The following is a 16,696-nucleotide window of genomic DNA, read 5'->3' on the forward strand; positions in this document are numbered from 1 at the left end:
GCTGGCCGGGTCAGTCGAGGTCGGCGACCCGCTCGACTGCGGTGGTACGGCCGGCCAGGATCAGTACGTCACCGGGTTGGACAACCGTCTCGGCGGTGGCATAGGTGAAGCCCTCGCCGGGGCGCTTGATCCCGACCACGGTCACGCCGTACTTGCTGCGCAGCCGACTCTGCCCGAGTGGCAGCCCGCCGGCCTCCCGTGGGGCGATGGTCTTGGCGATCGCGTAGTCGTCCTCGAACTGGATGAAGTCGAGCAGCCTGCCAGTGACCAGGTGGGCGACACGTTCGCCCATGTCGTGCTCCGGCAGTACGACGTGGTGGGCGCCGATCCGCTGGAGGATCCGGCCCTGCTGCTGGTTGAGCGCCTTCGCCCAGATCACGGGCGACCCGAGGTCGACCAGGAGTGATGTCGTCAGGATGCTTGCCTCGAGGTTGCTGCCGATGGCAACGACCGCGCGGTCGTAGTCGGGTATGTCGAGTTGCCGCAGGGCCTCTTCGTCGGTCGAGTCGGCGACGGCGGCGTGACTCAGGTCGTCGGCCAGGGACTGGACCCGGCGTGGATCCGCGTCGATGCCGAGGACCTCATAACCGCCGCGGGCCAGCTCACGGGCCAGGGAACTGCCGAACCGGCCCAGACCGATGACGACGATCCGGGCACTGCGGGTCGGGCGCTTGGTGTCAGCCAACGACGGGTCGCTCCTCGGGTAGTTCGTAGCGGCGGGGGCGCTCGCGCAGTGCGAGTGCCGAGGCCATGGTGATGGGTCCGAGCCGGCCGATGAACATCAGTGCCACGAGGACCAGTTGGCCGGCGGCCGGAATCTTCGCGGTGATCCCGGTGGAGAGTCCTACTGTGCCAAAGGCCGATACCGTCTCGAACAGGATGTCGTCCAGCCGGAACGAGGTCATCGCCAGCAGGCTGAGGGTTCCGGCCATGACCGCGCCGACGCCGAGCAGGGCCACCGTCAGCGCCTGTCGCTGAACCTGGCTGGGGAGCCTGCGGTTCAGGACGTGGACGGTCGGCTCGCCGCGGATCTCGGCCAGGATGACGAACCCGAGCAGCGCGAAGGTGGTCACCTTGATCCCTCCGGCGGTCCCGGCACTCCCTCCGCCGATGAACATCAGTACGTCGTTCAGCAGCAAGGTGGTCGGCTGGAAATGGGCGAGGTCGAGGCTGTTGAACCCAGCGGTCCGCGGCATGACGCCGTGGAACAGGCCGACCAGCAACTTGTCCGCGACACCCATCGGGCCCAGGGTGCGCGGGTTCGCCCATTCAGTGAGCGTGACCCCGATCGTGCCGACCACCAGCAGTACGCCGTACGTGTAGACGGTGATCCGGGTGTGCAGGCTCCACCTCCGGCCGCGGTTCTCCTGATGCCGGCGGCGCAGTACCTCGTTGATCACGGGGAAGCCGAGGCCGCCGATCACTACGGCCGCCATGATGGGCACGCAGATAAACGGGTCGGTGGCGAAGCTGATCAGGTTGTCGCTGTACAGGGCGAAGCCGGCATTGTTGTAGGCCGACACCGCGTGGAACACGCCCAGGTAGGCGGCCTGCCAGAACGGTTCGTCGTACCGGAACGCGAACCGCGACGCGAGCACGATCGCCACCACGGCCTCAACCGCCAGGCTGAGCCGGATCACGCCACCGACCACGCGCCGGACGTCACCGAGACCGAGCGCCTTCGTCTCGGCCTGGGCGAACAGTTGCATCCGCGTGCCGAGCCGTTTGGCGAGCAGGAGCGCGAGCACCGAGGCCAGCGTCATCACGCCCAGGCCGCCGATCTGGATCAGCCCGAGGATCACGCCCTCGCCGAAACCCGACCAGTACGTCGGGGTGTCGACGATTACCAGACCGGTGACGCAGAGAGCCGATACCGCGGTGAACAGGGCGGTCACGAAACCGGTCCGCTCGGCGCCCGTCGAGGAGATCGGCAGCATCAGCAGGACAGTGCCGACCAGCGTGACGACGGCGAAGCCGGCGACCACCACCCGGCCGGGGTGCCGCCATTTCATCCGGTCCTCCGTCGATCAAAGCTGGCCAGGTCGTAGTCCGAGCAGCATAGTGCCCTCTGTCCGGCGAGGTCCCGGTCGTCGCTTGGGTTCCGGAAGTATTTGCTCCTGGCCACGGAATGAGGAATGGTTGGCGCCGGAGCGCCGGGAAGTCTGGTCGGCAATGCCTTGGCCCAGTTGGGCTCGGGCCGGTTGTCGATGCCCGGAAGGTCGTGTGCTGGTGAGCGCTCGTCATGCTTGTGAGGTCGGAGTTCTGCCGCCGGTCGACCGTTGGCGCGTAGGCTGTGCATGTGCATGGACAACAGATGGCCGAGGACTTTCCGGTGATCGGCCTGGACGACGACGCACGCAAGGCAGTCGAGTTGCTGGCGTCCCGCCGGTTGCCCGGTTTGATCGTGACGAACGCGGACGGCAGTCCGTACACCGTGCTCCCGGCCTCACAGGTAGTCCGGTTCCTCGTCCCGAGCTACGTCCAGGACGACCCGTCGCTGGCTCGGGTGATCGACGAGTCGCTGGCGGACCAGATCGCCGACAGGCTGGCTGGCGTCAAGGTGCGCAGACTGCTCTCGTCGCGGCCGGACGAACTGCCGGTGGTGAATCACGACGACACCGCCCTGGAGATCGCGGCGATCATGGCGCGGCTGCACTGCCCTTTGGTGGTGGTGCTCAAGGACGAGAAGATTCTGGGCGCCATCACGGCGTCGCGGCTGCTCGAACTGGTGATGGCAGCGCACTGATCGGGTTCCGGCGCGACATCGAGAGTGTCGCCTGATGGCGGTGATCGCTGTCGCCGTGTTCGTGGTGGCCTATGTCCTGATCGCCACCGAGTGGACTCACAAGTTGATGGCGGCCCTCGGTGGCGCCGCGGTCCTCCTGCTGCTCGGGGTGACGGATTCCGAGCATGCCTTCTACTCCCATGAGACGGGCGTCGACTGGGACGTCATCTTCTTGTTGTTCGGGATGATGGTGATAGTCGGCGTACTGCGCCGGACCGGTGTCTTCGAGTACATCGCGATCTGGGCCGCCAAACGGGCCAAGGGTTCCCCATTGCGGGTGATGATCCTGCTGACGCTGATCACCGCGGTCGCATCGGCGTTCCTGGACAATGTCACCACCGTGCTGCTGATCGCCCCGGTCACCCTGCTCGTCTGCGACCGGCTCAACATCAACCCGGTGCCGTTCCTGATCGCCGAGGTCCTCGCCTCGAACATCGGTGGCGCGGCGACCCTGATCGGCGACCCGCCGAACATCATCATCGCCAGCCGTTCCGGCCTGACCTTCAACGACTTCCTGGTCCACATGGCGCCGCTGGTGGTGATCGAGTTGATCGTGTTCACGCTCGTCGTTCCCTGGCTGTTCAAGGGGTCGTTCTCGGTTGACCCGGCCCGGGTGGAGAACGTGATGAGGCTGAACGAGCGCGAGGCGATCGAGGATCCGCGCCTGCTGATCAAGTGCGGCGCGGTGCTGCTCGCCGTATTCGTCGGCTTCGTCGGCCACTCCGCCTTCCACATCGACCCTTCCGTGGTGGCCTTGCTCGGAGCCGGCCTGCTGGTGCTCATCTCAGGGGTGAAGACCCGGGACTACATGAGCAGCGTCGAGTGGCAGACGCTGCTGTTCTTCGCGGGGCTGTTCATCATGGTCGGCGCGCTGGTCAAAACCGGCGTGATCGGCAGCCTGGCCGAGCAGGTCGGCGATGTCACCGAGGGAAAGCCGCTGCTGGCAGTGATGCTGATTCTCTTCGTCTCCGCGATCCTGTCGGGTGTCGTCGACAACATCCCGTACGTCGCCACCATGAGCCCGGTGGTGCTGGAACTCACCAAGAGCATCCCCGATCCGGTCCAGGCGGAAGCGCTGTGGTGGGCGCTGGCCATTGGCGCCGACTTCGGCGGCAACGCGACCGCCGTCGGTGCGAGCGCCAACGTGGTCGTCATCGGCCTGGCCCTACGAGCCGGCTCCCCGATCTCGTTCTGGGAGTTCACCCGCAAAGGCATCGTGATGACCGCCATCACCATCACCGTCGCCGTGCCGTACCTCTGGCTCCGGTATTTCGTCTTGTCCTGACGCTGAGGTGTGTTCTAGTCCGGCCGCCTCGCCCGGAGCCTGATCCACCTCAACTGAGGCTTACGGAGCTTCCTGCGGGTGGTATTCGCAGGCGTTGGCCAGGTCTGCGGTGGGCTCGGTCGTGGCCGGCGTGGACGGCTTGCCGGTTGGCTTGGTGGTCGGCTTGGGCGTGGTCTGGCTGGGGCGGGGTTTCGGGGTGGCGGCCGGCGTGGTGGGCTTGGTGGACAGTGCTGTCGCGACGGTGGTGCGGAGGCCGTCGTAGTCGGGGTGCGGGTAGGCGAACTTGAGCTTGCGGCCGTCCAGCGGTACCTCGGAGACCTTGGCCGACTTGATCCTCAGGGCGAGCTCGAGGAAGGCCGGCAGCAGGTCCTGCGGGATGTCGGTGCGGAGCATGTTCTTGCCGACCGCGGCGAGGCTGCGGTAGCTCTTCAGCAGGTTCGGCGGTGTCGCCGCCTCGGCGATCGCGTTGATGGCGCAGCGCTGACGGGCGCTGCGGGCGTCATCGGGGTTCGCGATGCCGTAGCGACCGCGGGCGTACCAGAGTGCTTCCGCGCCCCAGAGGTGCTTGTTCTGCGCGGGTTGGAGGTAGTAGTTCGGTGGCCGTTTGTCGTCGTCGCTGCCGCCGACCGGGATCGGGTAGTTGATGTTGACCCTGATCCCGCCGAGTGCGTTGACGAGCTGGGTGAAGCCGGCCAGGTTGATCTGGACGTAGTAGTCCATCGTCAGCCCGGTCGCCTCGCCGACACTGAGCTTGAGGATGTCGGCGCCCTCGTTGTCGGACGGCCCGACGATGCCTGGGCGCTGCTCAGGCACGTTCTTGTAGATCGCGTCGAGCATCCACTCCAGCCGCTCTTCCTTCGTGATGCCGTCCTTGCCGAAGCCATCCGGGTAGGCCTCGTGCAGCTTGGTGCCCTTCGGGAACGGCATGAACATCAGCTTGCGGGGCAGCGAGATCAGCGAGACGTTGCCGCTGACCGTGTCGACGCTCGCGACGATCACGGTGTCGGTCCGGACGCCTTTGCGTCCTTGGGCGTCGTCCGCGCCGAGCAGCAACACGTTGAGCCGCGGCTTGCCGGCCCACGGGTCCTTCTTGTTCTTGACGATCGGCCGGGTCGCGCTCTTGCTGTCGCCGGCGGCGAAGACGGTCTGCACCAGGTCCTTCTGCGTCCTGGCCGTCTGCACGCCCATGGCAGTCGGTACTGCGACCGCGAAGCTGAGCATGCCGACCAGTACCGCGCCGCCGAACCGCGAGCCCTTGGTCGCGACTCCCGGCCGCAGCGCCCGGTGGGAGGTGACGATGACGACGATCCAGAGCGTGCCGAGCAGGCAGAGCCCGATCGTGACGTACTGAAGTTGCTGTGGCGCCACGGCCAGTTCGAGGATCCGGTCCCGTTGCGTGAGTCCGAGATAGCCCGCCATCGCCAGCAGGCCCAGCGAGATCGTGAGCACCACCGCGCCGAGCTTCTTGCGGCCCGCCAGCAGGTAGCCGGTGCCGGGGATCACGGCTCCGAGCAGCGTCAGCCCGAGGACGGCGCCTGCACCGCGCGGTCGGTCGGCTCGCCTCCGAGGGGCGGCCCGCCGGGCCCCGCGCCGCGAATGTTCCGGTTCGTGGTGGTCGCTCGGCATCGGTGTGTCTACAACTCCGTCCAAGGGAGAGTTGGGCGCACACAATATGACGTACTTCGGGTTCAGATGGTTGCCGGTTTACCAAGGCCTGACGTTGGCTGACGGATCGTGGTCAGCCCATCACCCAGGGCGGCGGGTGGCAATCAGGTGAAGTTCTTGATGATCTCGGTGAGCAGTTCCTGGGTCTTGCGCGGCGTACTGGCCGCGATCGACAGCGAGTCCATCGTGATCACGTACTCGTCCACGTCCTCCAGCTTGTCCACGTAGACCGCGCTGGTCAGGTGCTCGATGTAGACGACGTCGGGCAGGTCCGCGTCGGAGAACCGGAGCAGGGTGAACGCTCCGCCGGTGGCCGCGTAGCCGCCGGCCGAGAACGGCAGGATCTGCAGCGTCACGTTCGGCAGCCGGGATACCTCCGCGAGGTGTTCGAGCTGCGCGCGCAGGACGGCCCGCCCGCCGATCGGGCGCCGGAGTACGGCCTCGTCGACGATCGCCCAGAGCCGGGCCGGGGGCGATCCCTCCAGGATCTCCTGCCGGGTCTTGCGTAAGGCGACCAGCCGGTCGATCTCGGCCGAGGGCAACGGCCGCTCGCCGCGGCCCAGCCGGATCACCGCGCGGGCGTAGTCGGGCGTCTGCAGCAGGCCGGGCACGAACTGGACCTCGTAGGTCCGGATCAGCTCGGCGGCCATCTCCAGCCCGAGGTAGGAGTGGAACCAGTTCGGGGTGATGTCGTCGTAGCGTTGCCACCAGCCCGGGTTGTTCGCGTTCTTGGCCAGGGTGATCAGCCGGGAGCGCTCGCCTTCGTCGGTGAGCTTGTACAGGCTGAGCAGGTCCTCGACGTCGCGCACCTTGAAACCGACCCGGCCGAGCTCGAGCCGGCTGATCTTCGACTCGGAGCCGCGGATGGCGTAACCGGCCTCGCCGCGGGTGATGCCGGCCTCTTCGCGCATCCGGCGGAGGTGGGCGCCGAGCATGATCCGGAGCGCGGTTGGCCCGCCCGGCGTGCCTCGCTCCGTCACCGCCCCGTCCTCCCTGTCCCTGACGCTGTGATGGATCATTTCACGATTACGGGAAGGCCGGGGCAGGCCGACGCGCCCCCAGGACCTGGAATCGTTCCCCTACTGTTAGTAGGCTCACACCTTCCAGCCGTGATCAGCCGACATCTGCGAGGTCGCTCATGCCCGACGCCATCAATGCCCCGAGTTCGGTTCCGGTCGGGGTGGACACCACCCGGGCCAGTATCGCCCGGGTGTACGACGCGTTCCTGGGCGGCAAGGACAACTTCGAGATCGATCGCGAGGTACTGCGCCAGGTGGCGACGGTGGCCCCGCAGGTGACCGATCTGGCCTGGTCGAACCGGAACTTCCTGATCCGCGCCTGCCGCTTCCTGGCCGGCCAGGGTGCCATCACGCAGTACCTGGACTGTGGATCGGGCCTGCCGACGGCGGAGAACACACATCAGGTCGTGCAGCGGCTTCAGCCGACCGCCAAGGTGCTCTACATCGACAACGACCCGGTGGTGCTCGCGCACGGCCGGGCGCTGCTGGAGGAGAACGACAAGACGCTGTTCGTCAGCGCCGACATCTTCAAGCCCGACGAGATCCTGGACCACCCCGAGGTCCGGACCTTCCTCGACTTCAGCAAGCCGATCGCGCTGATCCAGAACGGCACGCTGCACCACTACCTCGGCGATGACACGCCCGAGATGATGAAGCGGTACGCCGACGCGCTGGTCCCCGGGTCGTACGTGGTGATCTCGCACTTCCTCGACCCGGAGACGCCGGCGCACGCCAAGACGGCCCGGGCGCTGGAGGAGAGGTTCACTCACAGCCCGATGGGCAGCGGCCTGTTCCGCACCTACGACAAGATCCGCGAGATGTTCGGCGACCTGGAACTGGTCGACCCCGGCCTGGTCGTCTGCGACGAGTGGTGGCCGGATGGCCCTCGCGTCAAGCCGCTGAGCCAGATCGAGGAGTGCATCGCCGGCGGAGTCGCCCGCAAGGTCTAGCTGGTCTCAGAAACCAGTACTGCGGTGGTGTTCGCGACGAGTGCCTTGAAGAGGTGCGGTACGTCGCCGGGATAGGCGATGTAGTCGCCCGGGTACATCTCGACCGGCTCGTCCAGCGGACCGATCAGGGCACGCCCAGTGCTCAGTACGACGTGTTCGATCGTGCCTGGCATGTGCGGCCGGGACTCGTGGCCCGGGCCGGGTGTGACGACGATGCGGTAGAGGTCGCGCCGCGCGTGTGGCGGGCTGGCGGCGACCAGGGTCGCGCTGTAGTTGGCGCGCTCCGAGTAGATCGCCGGGCCCTCGTTCGCGCGGATCACCTGGACCTTGGGACGCGGTGGTTCGAGCAGATCGGCGAACTGGATCTCCAGGGCGACGCTGATCGCCCAGAGCGTCTCCACGCTCGGATTGCCGGCGCCTGACTCCAGTTGGGACAGGGTGGACTTCGCGATCCCCGCGCGCTTGGCCACCTCGGTCAGGGACAGGCCGGCCCGTCCGCGTTCCCGGCGCAGCGATGCCGCGATCACGTCGAGTGGTGCTTTGCTGTCCATCGGTGTTCGCTCCATCGGTCCACTTGTTCGGCTTGACGAACGGATGCCTGACTGTTCATTATAAAACCCATGCGTTCGATATGGCGAACATTAGATCCTGGGGTGCTGCGCGACATCGCGCTGGTCTGCCTGGCCGACGGCGTGGTCGGGGTTTCGTACGGCGCGATCAGCGTCGGGGGCGGACTCCAGTTCTGGGTGCCGGTCGCGCTCTCCCTGCTCGTTTTCGCCGGGGCATCACAGTTCCTGTTCGTCGGGATCGTCGCGGCCGGCGGTAGTCCGGTTGCGGCCACCGTCGCCGGGTTGCTGGTGAACACCCGGCACGTCGCGTTCGGGCTGGCGGTCAGCGACGTGATCGGCGGTGGCTGGCGACGGTTGCCGGGCAGTCACCTGATGACCGATGAGACCGTCGCCTTCGCCATCGGGCAGGACGACCTGCGGCAGAAGCGGGCGGCGTACTGGGTCTGCGGGATCGGGATCTTCATCTTCTGGAACCTCGGCGTGGTGATCGGTGCGGCGGCCGGGACGGTGATCGCGGATACCGATGTGTTCGGACTGGATGCCGCGTTCCCCGCCGTGTTGCTGGCGTTGGTGCTGCCCGCGTTGCGCGACCGGTCGACGCGGACGGCGGCTCTGATCGGCTCGGTCGTCGCGCTTGCCGCGACTCCGTTCCTGCCGGCGGGGTTGCCGGTGTTGCTTGCCCTTGTGGGGTTGGTGTTCTACCGCTCCGGCAAGCCTGTTGCTGCGTTGGAGGCTGCGCGATGAACAACACGGTGCTGCTGGGCGGAATCCTGGTGCTTGCCATAGGCACCTTTTCGCTGCGGCTGGCCGGGCCGTTGCTACGGACAAGATTCGAGTTGCCGGAGCGGGCGCAGCAGGTGATGTCGGTGGCGGCGGTCGTGCTGCTCGCCGCGCTGGTGGCGACTGCGGCGCTGACCGACGGACAGACCCATGCGGGGATCGCGCGACCGGCCGGGGTGCTGGTCGGCGGAGTGCTGGCCTGGCGGAAGACGCCGTTCGTGCTCGTCGTGGTGGCTGCAGCCGTGACGGCTGCCGGGTTGCGGCTGCTCGGCGTACCGTGACCGTGGTCGGGCCTATCGTTCTGGCATGAAACGAGTCGCGATCGCTAGCCTCGCTGTCGGGGCCGTGCTGGCCGCGGTCTTCGTGGTGCTGCTCATCCGCAATCTGCCGAGTACGCCGCAGCCGGTCGGCGGTGGGTCGGTGCACCTCAGCAAGGAGGGGCTGCAGGTGTGGGCCTCGGTGCCCGGCGCGGAGCCGGCTTGCGACGTCAAGACCTCGGACGGTTCCGTGGTGGCGCTGAAGATCACCGGCGGGTCCGAGAGCATCACGATCAACGACGACAAGACCTGGTACCTGGTCGCGCGGTCGGTCGACAAGGTACCCGCGGGCGACTATGTGGTGACTTGTCCCGCGACTGAGGCCGGTCCGACGTACGCCGTGGGGCCGAGGGTGTCGATCGTGGCCTTCGTGCTGTCGATCCTGGGCCTGGTGTTCTCGGTGCTGATCTCTGTGGGCCTGGGGACCGTGCTGATAGTGGTCGACGCCAGCCGAAAGCGTAAGAACCCGCCGGGTTACACCTTCCCCGGCAGCCCGCCGCCGGGCGGTCCGCAGTACCCGCAGTCGGGTAATACCTTCCCCGGCTACCCGCCGCCTGGCACCTACAACCCCGGCCCGAACCCCGATCGCCCGCAAGACCGCTGAGTGAGGGGGTACAGCCTGCACTACCTGTGATCCTGCAGGCTGCTGGATCGTTTGAAGCGGTGGCACAGAACAAGCTGTTGAGGTCAGCTTCTCAGCCCAGCAGAAAGTGTCGCCATGTCCTTCACTCGCAATAGTTCCGGCCGTACTACGCGGCGTCGCCGAAGCGCGGCGCTCGCCTCGGCGGCAGCCACGATCACCAGTTTGACGGCCGGCGCGGTGACCACCTCCGCACCGGCCGCTGCCAACAGCAACTACATCGCGAGCAAGCCGTCCGGCGTCGTACAGCAGGGTCTGGACCGGCTGGTCAAGGACGACAAGTTCCCAGCCGCTCTGGCCTCAGTACGGGATCGCAATGGCCGCACCCGCAAATACACCGCCGGTGTCGCGGACCTGAAGACCAAGGCGAGGGTGCCCGTCGACGGCCAGGTCAGGATCGCCAGCAACACCAAGACCTTCGTCGCCACCGTCGTTCTGCAGTTGGTCGGTGAAGGCAAGGTCGGGCTCGACCAACCGATCGAGAAGTACCTGCCCGGCCTGGTCCGCGGCAAGGGCATCGACGGCCACCACATCACCGTCCGCCAGTTGCTGCAGCACACCAGCGGTCTGCCCGACTACGACCAGGATGTCGCCACCGACTATCTCCCCTTGCAGCACACCTACTTCGAGCCGCGACAACTCCTCGATCTGGCGCTGGCTCATGGAGCTGTCTCCGCTCCCGGTACGAACTGGAGCTACAGCAACACCAACTACATCCTGGCCGGGCTGCTGGTGCAGAGGGTGACCGGGCGTCCGCTCGGCGAGGAGATCACCAAGCGGGTGATCAACCGGATCGGACTGCGGCACACCTACTGGCCGGCCGTCGGGGACCAGACGATCCGCGAGCGCCACCCCAAGGGCTACTGGCTGACCGAGCCCGGCAAGCCGCTGGTCGACGTGACCGAGCAGGAACCGTCGGCGTCTTGGGCTGCCGGGGCGCTGATCTCCACCCCGAGCGACCTCAACAGCTTCTTCGGCGCGCTGATCGGTGGCAAGCTGCTCAAGCCGGCACAGCTGAAGCAGATGCTCACCACCGTCGACGCGCCCGACGCCGGACCCCGCGGCGCCTCTCGGTACGGCCTCGGCATCCAGACCTTCAAGCTGAGCTGCGGAGGCATCGCCTGGGGCCATGGTGGCGACGCACCGGGCTACGAGACCCGCAACGCCGTCCGTACCGATGGACGCCAGGCGACCGTCGCGGTCACCACGCTCCCGACCACCCTCGCCACAGCCACCGCTGTCGAGAACCTCGTCGACGCCGCACTCTGCCACTGACCCTGTCCGCCCAGGCGTCGATCTCTGTTCCGTCGCGTTGGGAGCAAGTTGGACCTGACCGTCGCCGTCATCGATGTTCAGCAACTCAAGGTGGTTCGCACCATCGGCCACCGACCCCAGGACAGCTAGTCAGCGTTCAGCGTCCCGACGGACAGGACGTAGTCATCTACGTATACGCCGCCGCCCGCCTGAGCAACCACTGACAAACCCGATTCGAGCGACTATGTCCTGTCCGTCGGCACACAAACCCGAAGGATCGCCCGCCGGCGGCGGAGTACAGGGTGCTGAAGGTGGTGCCGGCTCAACCCCGGCGCCCAGGACCGCTAGCGCCCCCGAGCCCTGACCGAAACGGTGACCTTGAACAACAAACGGTGGCCGTGAACAAGAAATACCTTGTTCACGGCCACCGCTTGTTGTTCAAGCCCACCAGTGGTGGGCTTGGCCGCCGCAGCCCGCCGCAGCCCGCCGCAGCCCGCCGCACGGGTTAGGTGGTGATGACTGATGAGCCCTTTGGTCTGAGCAGGAAGGCGCCGGCGTACAGCAGGGCGGCGATGATGAGCAGGCCGTCGAAGCCGATCAGCAGGGCGGCGTACTCCAGGCAGCCGCCGAGCATCGCGCCGAGCAGGTTGGCGCCGAAGCTCGCGGTGCCGTCTGCCGTGTCGGTGAACCGTTTCGCGAAGATCACGTTCGCGGCGAAGATCGGCATGAACGCGATCACCACCGCGACCAGCGCGCGCAACCCGACCGGCATCGAGAGCAGCCAGCTGTCCGGGAACACCCAACTCAGCAGCAGACCCGCGGCGAGTACGCCGTACATCACCTTCATCGGTGGGGTCTTGAACTTCCGCGTCACTTCGACAGCAGCCAGTACTGCGACCAGCACCCCGGCGAAGACGATCGCGTTCACCACCCACGTCGTACCGAACAGCAGCGCGAACCCGGTGATGCTCTTGGTCTCCAGCAGCATGAAGCCGGCGCCGAGCAGGAACAGATCGGCGTACGGCCGCATCCGCCGGTACGACGAGCCGCCGCCCGCGATGCCGACGCCGATCAGGCCGGCGACCAGGACGAGCCCGAGCGTGACCAGGTAGAGCGATGGGATCCGGTCGGTGAACAGGTACAGGAACGGCCGGTTGTCCGTCGCCGGCGGCGGCGTGACCGCGGTCTTGCCCGCCCACGCGGTGCCACAGGTCTGGTCAGCCTCGGTCAGCCCGACGGTCACCACGGCCTGCTGCAGATTGTCGCCGACCTTGTCGACGCACGGCTTGTGCCCGAAGGCCTTCTCCGCCGTCAGAGCGAGCCGGTCGATCAGCCAGGTCTCGCGGTAGTAGTTGTACATCGCGAACGCGCCACCCGGTGCGAGGTGTTCCTTCGCGCTCTCGAACGCCTGCTGGGTGAACAGGTAGCTCTCCAGCCGCAGCGAGCTCGCGCCGTTGACCAGCGTCAGCGAGTCCGGCAGGGCCAGCATGATCAGGTCGTACTTCTTGTCCGTGCGCGACAGGAACGCCCGCCCGTCGTCGATGTGCGACGTCACCCGCGGGTCCTGGTACGGGTGGTCGGGGTGCTTGGCCTTGCCGATGTCGCGGATCCGCGGGTCGATCTCGACCGCGTCGACGTGCTCCGCGCCCTTCTTCAAGGCGATCGCGACGTCGGAGCCCGAGCCGGCACCGATGATCAGCACGTTCTTCGGCGCCTTGCCAGCGTTGGCCCGCTCGTACGGCAGCCCGTACTGCGGTTCCCACTGCAGCCGCGCGTCGGCCGGGATCGCCTGCTGATGCGGTACGCCGTTCACCGTGATCGTCAGCAGCGGAACGCCTTGCCACTCGAATCCCGAGGTCTGCACCTTGTAGTACGGCGACCAGCTGTTCTCCGGCCGGGTGGACTCGTGGAACAGCACACCGACCATCACCAGCAGCGGCGCGGCCACCAGCGCGGCACTCAGCGCGGTCGCGGTCGCCTTCTGCTGCGGGACCATCAGCACCAGGAACGTGATCGTGACGATCGCACCCCACCAGATCGGCGGCGCGCCGAGGAACGACAGCCCCGTGAAGCAGACGATGCCGAGCAGGCTGCCGATCAGGTCATACCGGTACGCCGTCAGTCGCGGCAGCTCGGCGAAGCACCGGCCGACCAGCTCGGCCGGGCCGGCCAGGATCACCGCGGCGGCGACGAAGACGATCGGCAGGATCACCCAGGTCGGCGGGCCGGTGGTGTTCAGGCTGGTGAAGTAGATGACGCTGGAATCGCTGCCCCGGTTGACCGTGACCGGCTTCCACGCGATCACCGCGACCAGCAGGCCGAGCATGATGGGGGAGTAGTAGGGCAGCCGCCTCGCCCGGGAGGATCGCAGGATGCCGATCCCGATGCCGAGGAACGAGCCCAGCAGCACGAAGTTCGAGAAATAGCTGAGGTGGACCACGTTGGACCCGGTCCAGCGGATCAGCGCCAGCTCGAGGAACAACATCAGCGCGCTGGAGGCGATCAGGCGCGGTCTCACCGCCAGCGGACTGTGCCACCGGGGAACACTGATCTGATCAGGTGTGGAGGAGTCGACTGCCATGGGCGGCGACCATACCGGATCAGCAGTGGTCTATATCACCCGTACACCCCTTCTTGGACAAATACTGTCGAACAGTCCGGCGACCACCTGCGCGGGCGGAAGTGCCCTGCGCGAGGTGGTCGCCGGAGGCTGTCAGCGGTTGCGGGCAGGCTTGGCCAGCTGGCAGCCGGCCTTGTTCAGGTCGAGCGTGCGGGTCGCCGTCAGGCAGGTGTAGAGCCACCAGGTCTGCTGGCCGTACGCCGCGCCCTGGTCGACGGTGATGTTGCCGTTGGCGTCTACCTCGCACGGGTTGTTCAGCGTGCAGCGGCCGCCGTCCTCGTTGCCGGTGTTGTTCACGCCGATCACCTCACCGGTGGAGGTGCTCACGATCGGTGAACCCGACGTACCGCCGATCGTCTCGCAACCGGGCTGGCGGTACTTGATCGAGCTCTTCATCACCCAGCCTGCTTCGCGCAGCTCGGGGATGATGGACTGCACCGAGCAGGTGTAGATCCGCTTCCAGTAACCGGACACGACGGCCATGCCGGCGCCGGGGGCCGGGGACTGCTTGGCCAGCGTCAGCGGGGTGACGTTCAGCCGGGACTGGATCGCGGCGTAGGTCTCGGTGAGCCGGTACAGCGACACGTCGGTCTTGGTCATCGTCGCGTAGAGCAGCCGGTTGGCCCGGACAGTGCCGGCATTGCTCGAGCTCGGCCGCAGCAGCGTGAACGAGCGGCTGGAGGACCGGTTCACGAGCACCTGGCCGGGGCTGGGCATGCCGCCTTCGTAGCAGTGGCCGTTGGTGAGGATCAGAGCGCTGTCGGTGGACAGCGATTCGGCGTACCGGACGAGTGAGCCGGAGCAGTTGCTGAGCGCGGCGATGCCGGTGAAGTCGGCACCGGGTGCGGCGACGGCGGTGGGGGCGGAGGCCTGTGGTGTGGCCTCGACGGCGAGTGCCTGGCTGCTGCCGAGCAGCGCGGCGCTGAGCGCGACGGTAGTCGCGGCAAAGGTACGGAACAGTCTCATGGGCGGTTTCCTGTCCTCACTGGAGTGCTTGCGATCGGGGCGGTGCAAGCAGGCCGTAGCCGGCCCAGGACTCTTCGTATCCGATCAACCCCTCACCGTGCCATCACAACGCGAAGAAAACTTCGCCGCAGGCCGTAGTACACGGGTAAACCTGCGGCAACCGGCTCGTCACCCGCGGTTATCCACGCCAGTCGGCGCCTTCGGTGGGTGAGTGGGCTGTTACCCTTCGTCTCCGGATCCGCCCGGCTCGAACCAGGACCACACCCGGTACGTCGTACCCGGTGAGGGATGGGAACAGAAGGCATCGCGGCGCGCCTGAGAAGGTGGAGTCGTCAATGCCACGGGAGAACGGAAGGACTTCATGCCGCAGGACAAGCCAGACCTGCGCAATCTCAGCGAGCCGGTGCGGTTCAAGCGAGCTCTGACGTTGCTGCTGATGACCTTGATCCTGCCCGGATCCGCGCAGATCGCGGCGGGCAGCAAGCGGGCCGGCCGCTGGGCCTGGCGGGTGATCGGCGGCATCGTCGCGATCGTCGTCTTCCTGATCGTGCTGTCGCTGATCTGGCGGGCCGGCGCGATCAACCTGATGGTCTCGCCGACCACGCTGCGGCTGGTCCAGATCCTGCTGATCGTGCTCGCGATCGGCTGGGCGGCGCTGTTCGTCGATGCCTACCGGCTCGGCCGGCCGCTGACGCTGGAGCGCAAGCACCGGCTGACCACGAGCATTCTCGACGGCGCGCTGATCGTGCTGGTCGTCGGCGCGCTGATCTGGGGCAGCACGATCGTGTCGACCCAGCGCGACTTCGTCGCCTCGGTGTTCGGCAACGGCAAGAAGTCAGAGGCCGACAAGGGCCGGTACAACGTGCTGCTGCTCGGCGGCGACTCGGGCGCGGACCGGGTCGGCACCCGGCCGGACAGCATCACGCTGGCCAGCATCGACGCCAACACCGGCCGGGCCGTGCTGATCGGCCTGCCACGGAACATGGCGCGCGTCCCCTTCCCGGCCGGGACCGCGATGAACAAGCAGTTCCCGGACGGGTTCCGGTGGAAGGACTGTGCCGAGAACTGCCTGCTGAACGGCGTCTACACCTACGGGGCCGGTCACCCGGCACTGTTCCCCGGCGACCCGAACCCTGGCGTCACGGCGACCAAGCAGGCGGTCGAGGGTGTCACCGGGCTGAAGGTCAACTACCACGTACTGATCGACCTGGCCGGCTTCCGCGACCTGCTGAACGCGGTCGGCGGAATCACCCTGGACGTCGGCAAGCGGGTCCCGATCGGCGGCATCGGTTCGCCGATCAAGGGGTACATCGAGCCCGGCAAGAACCAGCATCTGGACGGGTACCACGCCCTCTGGTTCGCGCGGTCGCGGGCCGGTGCGACAGACTACGAGCGGATGACCCGGCAGAAGTGCGTGATGACGGCGATGCTGAACCAACTGTCGCCGCAGACGGTACTGACCAAGTTCCAGGGCATCGCGAAGGCGAGCAAGAAGGTGGTCAATACCGACATTCCGGCCGGTGATCTGGGCACCTTCACCGATCTCGCGCTGGACTCGAAGAAGCTGCCGGTGTCAAGCTTCTCCGCGGTCCCGCCGCTGATCAAGACGGGTAACCCGGACTTCGAACTGATCCGGACCAAGGTCGCCGAGGCGATCAGCAAGTCGGAAGCGCTGGACAAGGCGTCCAAAGACGGAGACGGTAAGACAACGAACACCCCGAGTAGCAGCACCAGCACCACCAAGAAGCCGACCACGTCGGCCAAGCCCGGCAAGACCAGCACCACCCCGTCCAAACCCGGTAACGACGTCGATGACGTCGCTTCGATCTGTAAGGCCTGACCTGAA

General features: G+C 67.0%; 15 protein-coding genes. 8 read left to right on the forward strand and 7 right to left on the reverse strand.

The window, feature by feature from the left end; all coding sequences use genetic code 11:
• Nucleotides 1–10 precede the first annotated feature (10 nt).
• Nucleotides 11–685: a potassium channel family protein gene (locus tag A3ES_RS0126245; RefSeq protein ID WP_020389824.1), complete on the reverse strand. Its 675-nt coding sequence runs from the start codon at nt 683–685 to the stop codon at nt 11–13.
• The gene (locus tag A3ES_RS0126250) at nt 678–2,012 is read right to left on the reverse strand and encodes a TrkH family potassium uptake protein (protein ID WP_020389825.1); all 1,335 of its coding nucleotides are present in this window, start codon (nt 2,010–2,012) and stop codon (nt 678–680) included. Before A3ES_RS0126250 ends, A3ES_RS0126245 begins: the two co-directional genes overlap by 8 nt.
• A gap of 302 nt (nt 2,013–2,314) precedes the next feature.
• Between A3ES_RS0126250 and A3ES_RS0126255 the strand changes: the two genes are divergently transcribed.
• Nucleotides 2,315–2,746 carry a CBS domain-containing protein gene (locus A3ES_RS0126255; RefSeq protein ID WP_020389826.1) on the forward strand — a complete coding sequence of 144 codons (432 nt, stop codon included), beginning with the start codon at nt 2,315–2,317 and terminating at the stop codon, nt 2,744–2,746.
• A 34-nt stretch (nt 2,747–2,780) separates the two neighbouring features.
• Nucleotides 2,781–4,070, forward strand: coding sequence for an ArsB/NhaD family transporter (locus A3ES_RS0126260; protein ID WP_020389827.1), 1,290 nt, complete (start codon nt 2,781–2,783; stop codon nt 4,068–4,070).
• A 60-nt stretch (nt 4,071–4,130) separates the two neighbouring features.
• Here the strand turns inward: A3ES_RS0126260 and A3ES_RS0126265 are convergent, their stop codons facing one another.
• Both A3ES_RS0126265 and A3ES_RS0126270 read right to left on the reverse strand, forming a co-directional pair.
• Nucleotides 4,131–5,573, reverse strand: coding sequence for an LCP family protein (locus A3ES_RS0126265; RefSeq protein ID WP_237745056.1), 1,443 nt, complete (start codon nt 5,571–5,573; stop codon nt 4,131–4,133).
• Nucleotides 5,574–5,839: 266 nt separating this feature from the next.
• Nucleotides 5,840–6,715 (reverse strand): helix-turn-helix domain-containing protein, encoded by an 876-nt coding sequence (locus tag A3ES_RS0126270; protein WP_020389829.1) that lies wholly within the window; start codon nt 6,713–6,715, stop codon nt 5,840–5,842.
• Nucleotides 6,716–6,873: 158 nt separating this feature from the next.
• Here A3ES_RS0126270 and A3ES_RS0126275 point away from each other — a divergent pair, with 158 nt between their 5' ends.
• A complete protein-coding gene (locus tag A3ES_RS0126275) occupies nt 6,874–7,704 on the forward strand; it encodes an SAM-dependent methyltransferase (protein WP_020389830.1) in 831 nt (276 codons plus the stop codon).
• Here A3ES_RS0126275 and A3ES_RS0126280 read toward each other — a convergent pair.
• Complete coding sequence (locus A3ES_RS0126280; protein WP_020389831.1) at nt 7,701–8,255, reverse strand: helix-turn-helix domain-containing protein; 555 nt, start codon at nt 8,253–8,255, stop codon at nt 7,701–7,703. The genes A3ES_RS0126275 and A3ES_RS0126280 overlap by 4 nt on opposite strands.
• 69 nt (nt 8,256–8,324) lie before the next feature.
• On the opposite strand from A3ES_RS0126280, the gene A3ES_RS0126285 reads away from it, so the two are divergent.
• From A3ES_RS0126285 to A3ES_RS0126300, 4 genes are all read left to right on the forward strand, one after another.
• Complete coding sequence (locus A3ES_RS0126285; RefSeq protein ID WP_026163206.1) at nt 8,325–9,017, forward strand: AzlC family ABC transporter permease; 693 nt, start codon at nt 8,325–8,327, stop codon at nt 9,015–9,017.
• A complete protein-coding gene (locus A3ES_RS0126290; RefSeq protein WP_020389833.1) occupies nt 9,014–9,334 on the forward strand; it encodes an AzlD domain-containing protein in 321 nt (106 codons plus the stop codon). The genes A3ES_RS0126285 and A3ES_RS0126290 overlap by 4 nt, the downstream gene beginning before the upstream one ends.
• A 25-nt stretch (nt 9,335–9,359) precedes the next feature.
• Nucleotides 9,360–9,974, forward strand: a complete 615-nt coding sequence (locus A3ES_RS0126295; RefSeq protein ID WP_157630761.1) for a hypothetical protein — start codon at nt 9,360–9,362, stop codon at nt 9,972–9,974.
• Between the two features lie 114 nt (nt 9,975–10,088).
• Entirely contained in the window at nt 10,089–11,285 is a 1,197-nt protein-coding gene (locus tag A3ES_RS0126300; protein ID WP_026163207.1) for a serine hydrolase domain-containing protein, read from the forward strand.
• Nucleotides 11,286–11,769: 484 nt separating this feature from the next.
• Here the strand turns inward: A3ES_RS0126300 and A3ES_RS0126310 are convergent, their stop codons facing one another.
• Together A3ES_RS0126310 and A3ES_RS0126315 are read right to left on the reverse strand one after the other, a co-directional pair.
• Nucleotides 11,770–13,782, reverse strand: a complete 2,013-nt coding sequence (locus A3ES_RS0126310; protein WP_237745057.1) for a spermine/spermidine synthase domain-containing protein — start codon at nt 13,780–13,782, stop codon at nt 11,770–11,772.
• 195 nt (nt 13,783–13,977) lie between these two features.
• Nucleotides 13,978–14,850: a S1 family peptidase gene (locus A3ES_RS0126315; protein ID WP_020389837.1), complete on the reverse strand. Its 873-nt coding sequence runs from the start codon at nt 14,848–14,850 to the stop codon at nt 13,978–13,980.
• A gap of 361 nt (nt 14,851–15,211) precedes the next feature.
• Here A3ES_RS0126315 and A3ES_RS48505 point away from each other — a divergent pair, with 361 nt between their 5' ends.
• The gene (locus A3ES_RS48505) at nt 15,212–16,690 is read left to right on the forward strand and encodes an LCP family protein (protein ID WP_020389838.1); all 1,479 of its coding nucleotides are present in this window, start codon (nt 15,212–15,214) and stop codon (nt 16,688–16,690) included.
• The last annotated feature ends 6 nt before the right edge of the window (nt 16,691–16,696 follow it).

It is taken from the genome of Kribbella catacumbae DSM 19601 (genome assembly GCF_000372465.1).
GTDB classification, from domain to species: Bacteria; Actinomycetota; Actinomycetes; order Propionibacteriales; family Kribbellaceae; genus Kribbella; species Kribbella catacumbae.

Bases quoted from the DNA above. Each gene is read 5' to 3' on its own strand.
- A3ES_RS48505 (WP_020389838.1), top strand. From the start codon at position 15,212: ATGCCGCAGGACAAGCCAGACCTGCGCAATCTCAGCGAGCCGGTGCGG.
- A3ES_RS0126300 (WP_026163207.1), top strand. From the start codon at position 10,089: ATGTCCTTCACTCGCAATAGTTCCGGCCGTACTACGCGGCGTCGCCGA.
- A3ES_RS0126260 (WP_020389827.1), top strand. From the start codon at position 2,781: ATGGCGGTGATCGCTGTCGCCGTGTTCGTGGTGGCCTATGTCCTGATC.
- A3ES_RS0126315 (WP_020389837.1), bottom strand. From the start codon at position 14,850: ATGAGACTGTTCCGTACCTTTGCCGCGACTACCGTCGCGCTCAGCGCC.
- A3ES_RS0126295 (WP_157630761.1), top strand. From the start codon at position 9,360: ATGAAACGAGTCGCGATCGCTAGCCTCGCTGTCGGGGCCGTGCTGGCC.
- A3ES_RS0126275 (WP_020389830.1), top strand. From the start codon at position 6,874: ATGCCCGACGCCATCAATGCCCCGAGTTCGGTTCCGGTCGGGGTGGAC.
- A3ES_RS0126255 (WP_020389826.1), top strand. From the start codon at position 2,315: ATGGCCGAGGACTTTCCGGTGATCGGCCTGGACGACGACGCACGCAAG.
- A3ES_RS0126285 (WP_026163206.1), top strand. From the start codon at position 8,325: ATGCGTTCGATATGGCGAACATTAGATCCTGGGGTGCTGCGCGACATC.
- A3ES_RS0126280 (WP_020389831.1), bottom strand. From the start codon at position 8,255: ATGGACAGCAAAGCACCACTCGACGTGATCGCGGCATCGCTGCGCCGG.
- A3ES_RS0126290 (WP_020389833.1), top strand. From the start codon at position 9,014: ATGAACAACACGGTGCTGCTGGGCGGAATCCTGGTGCTTGCCATAGGC.
- A3ES_RS0126250 (WP_020389825.1), bottom strand. From the start codon at position 2,012: ATGAAATGGCGGCACCCCGGCCGGGTGGTGGTCGCCGGCTTCGCCGTC.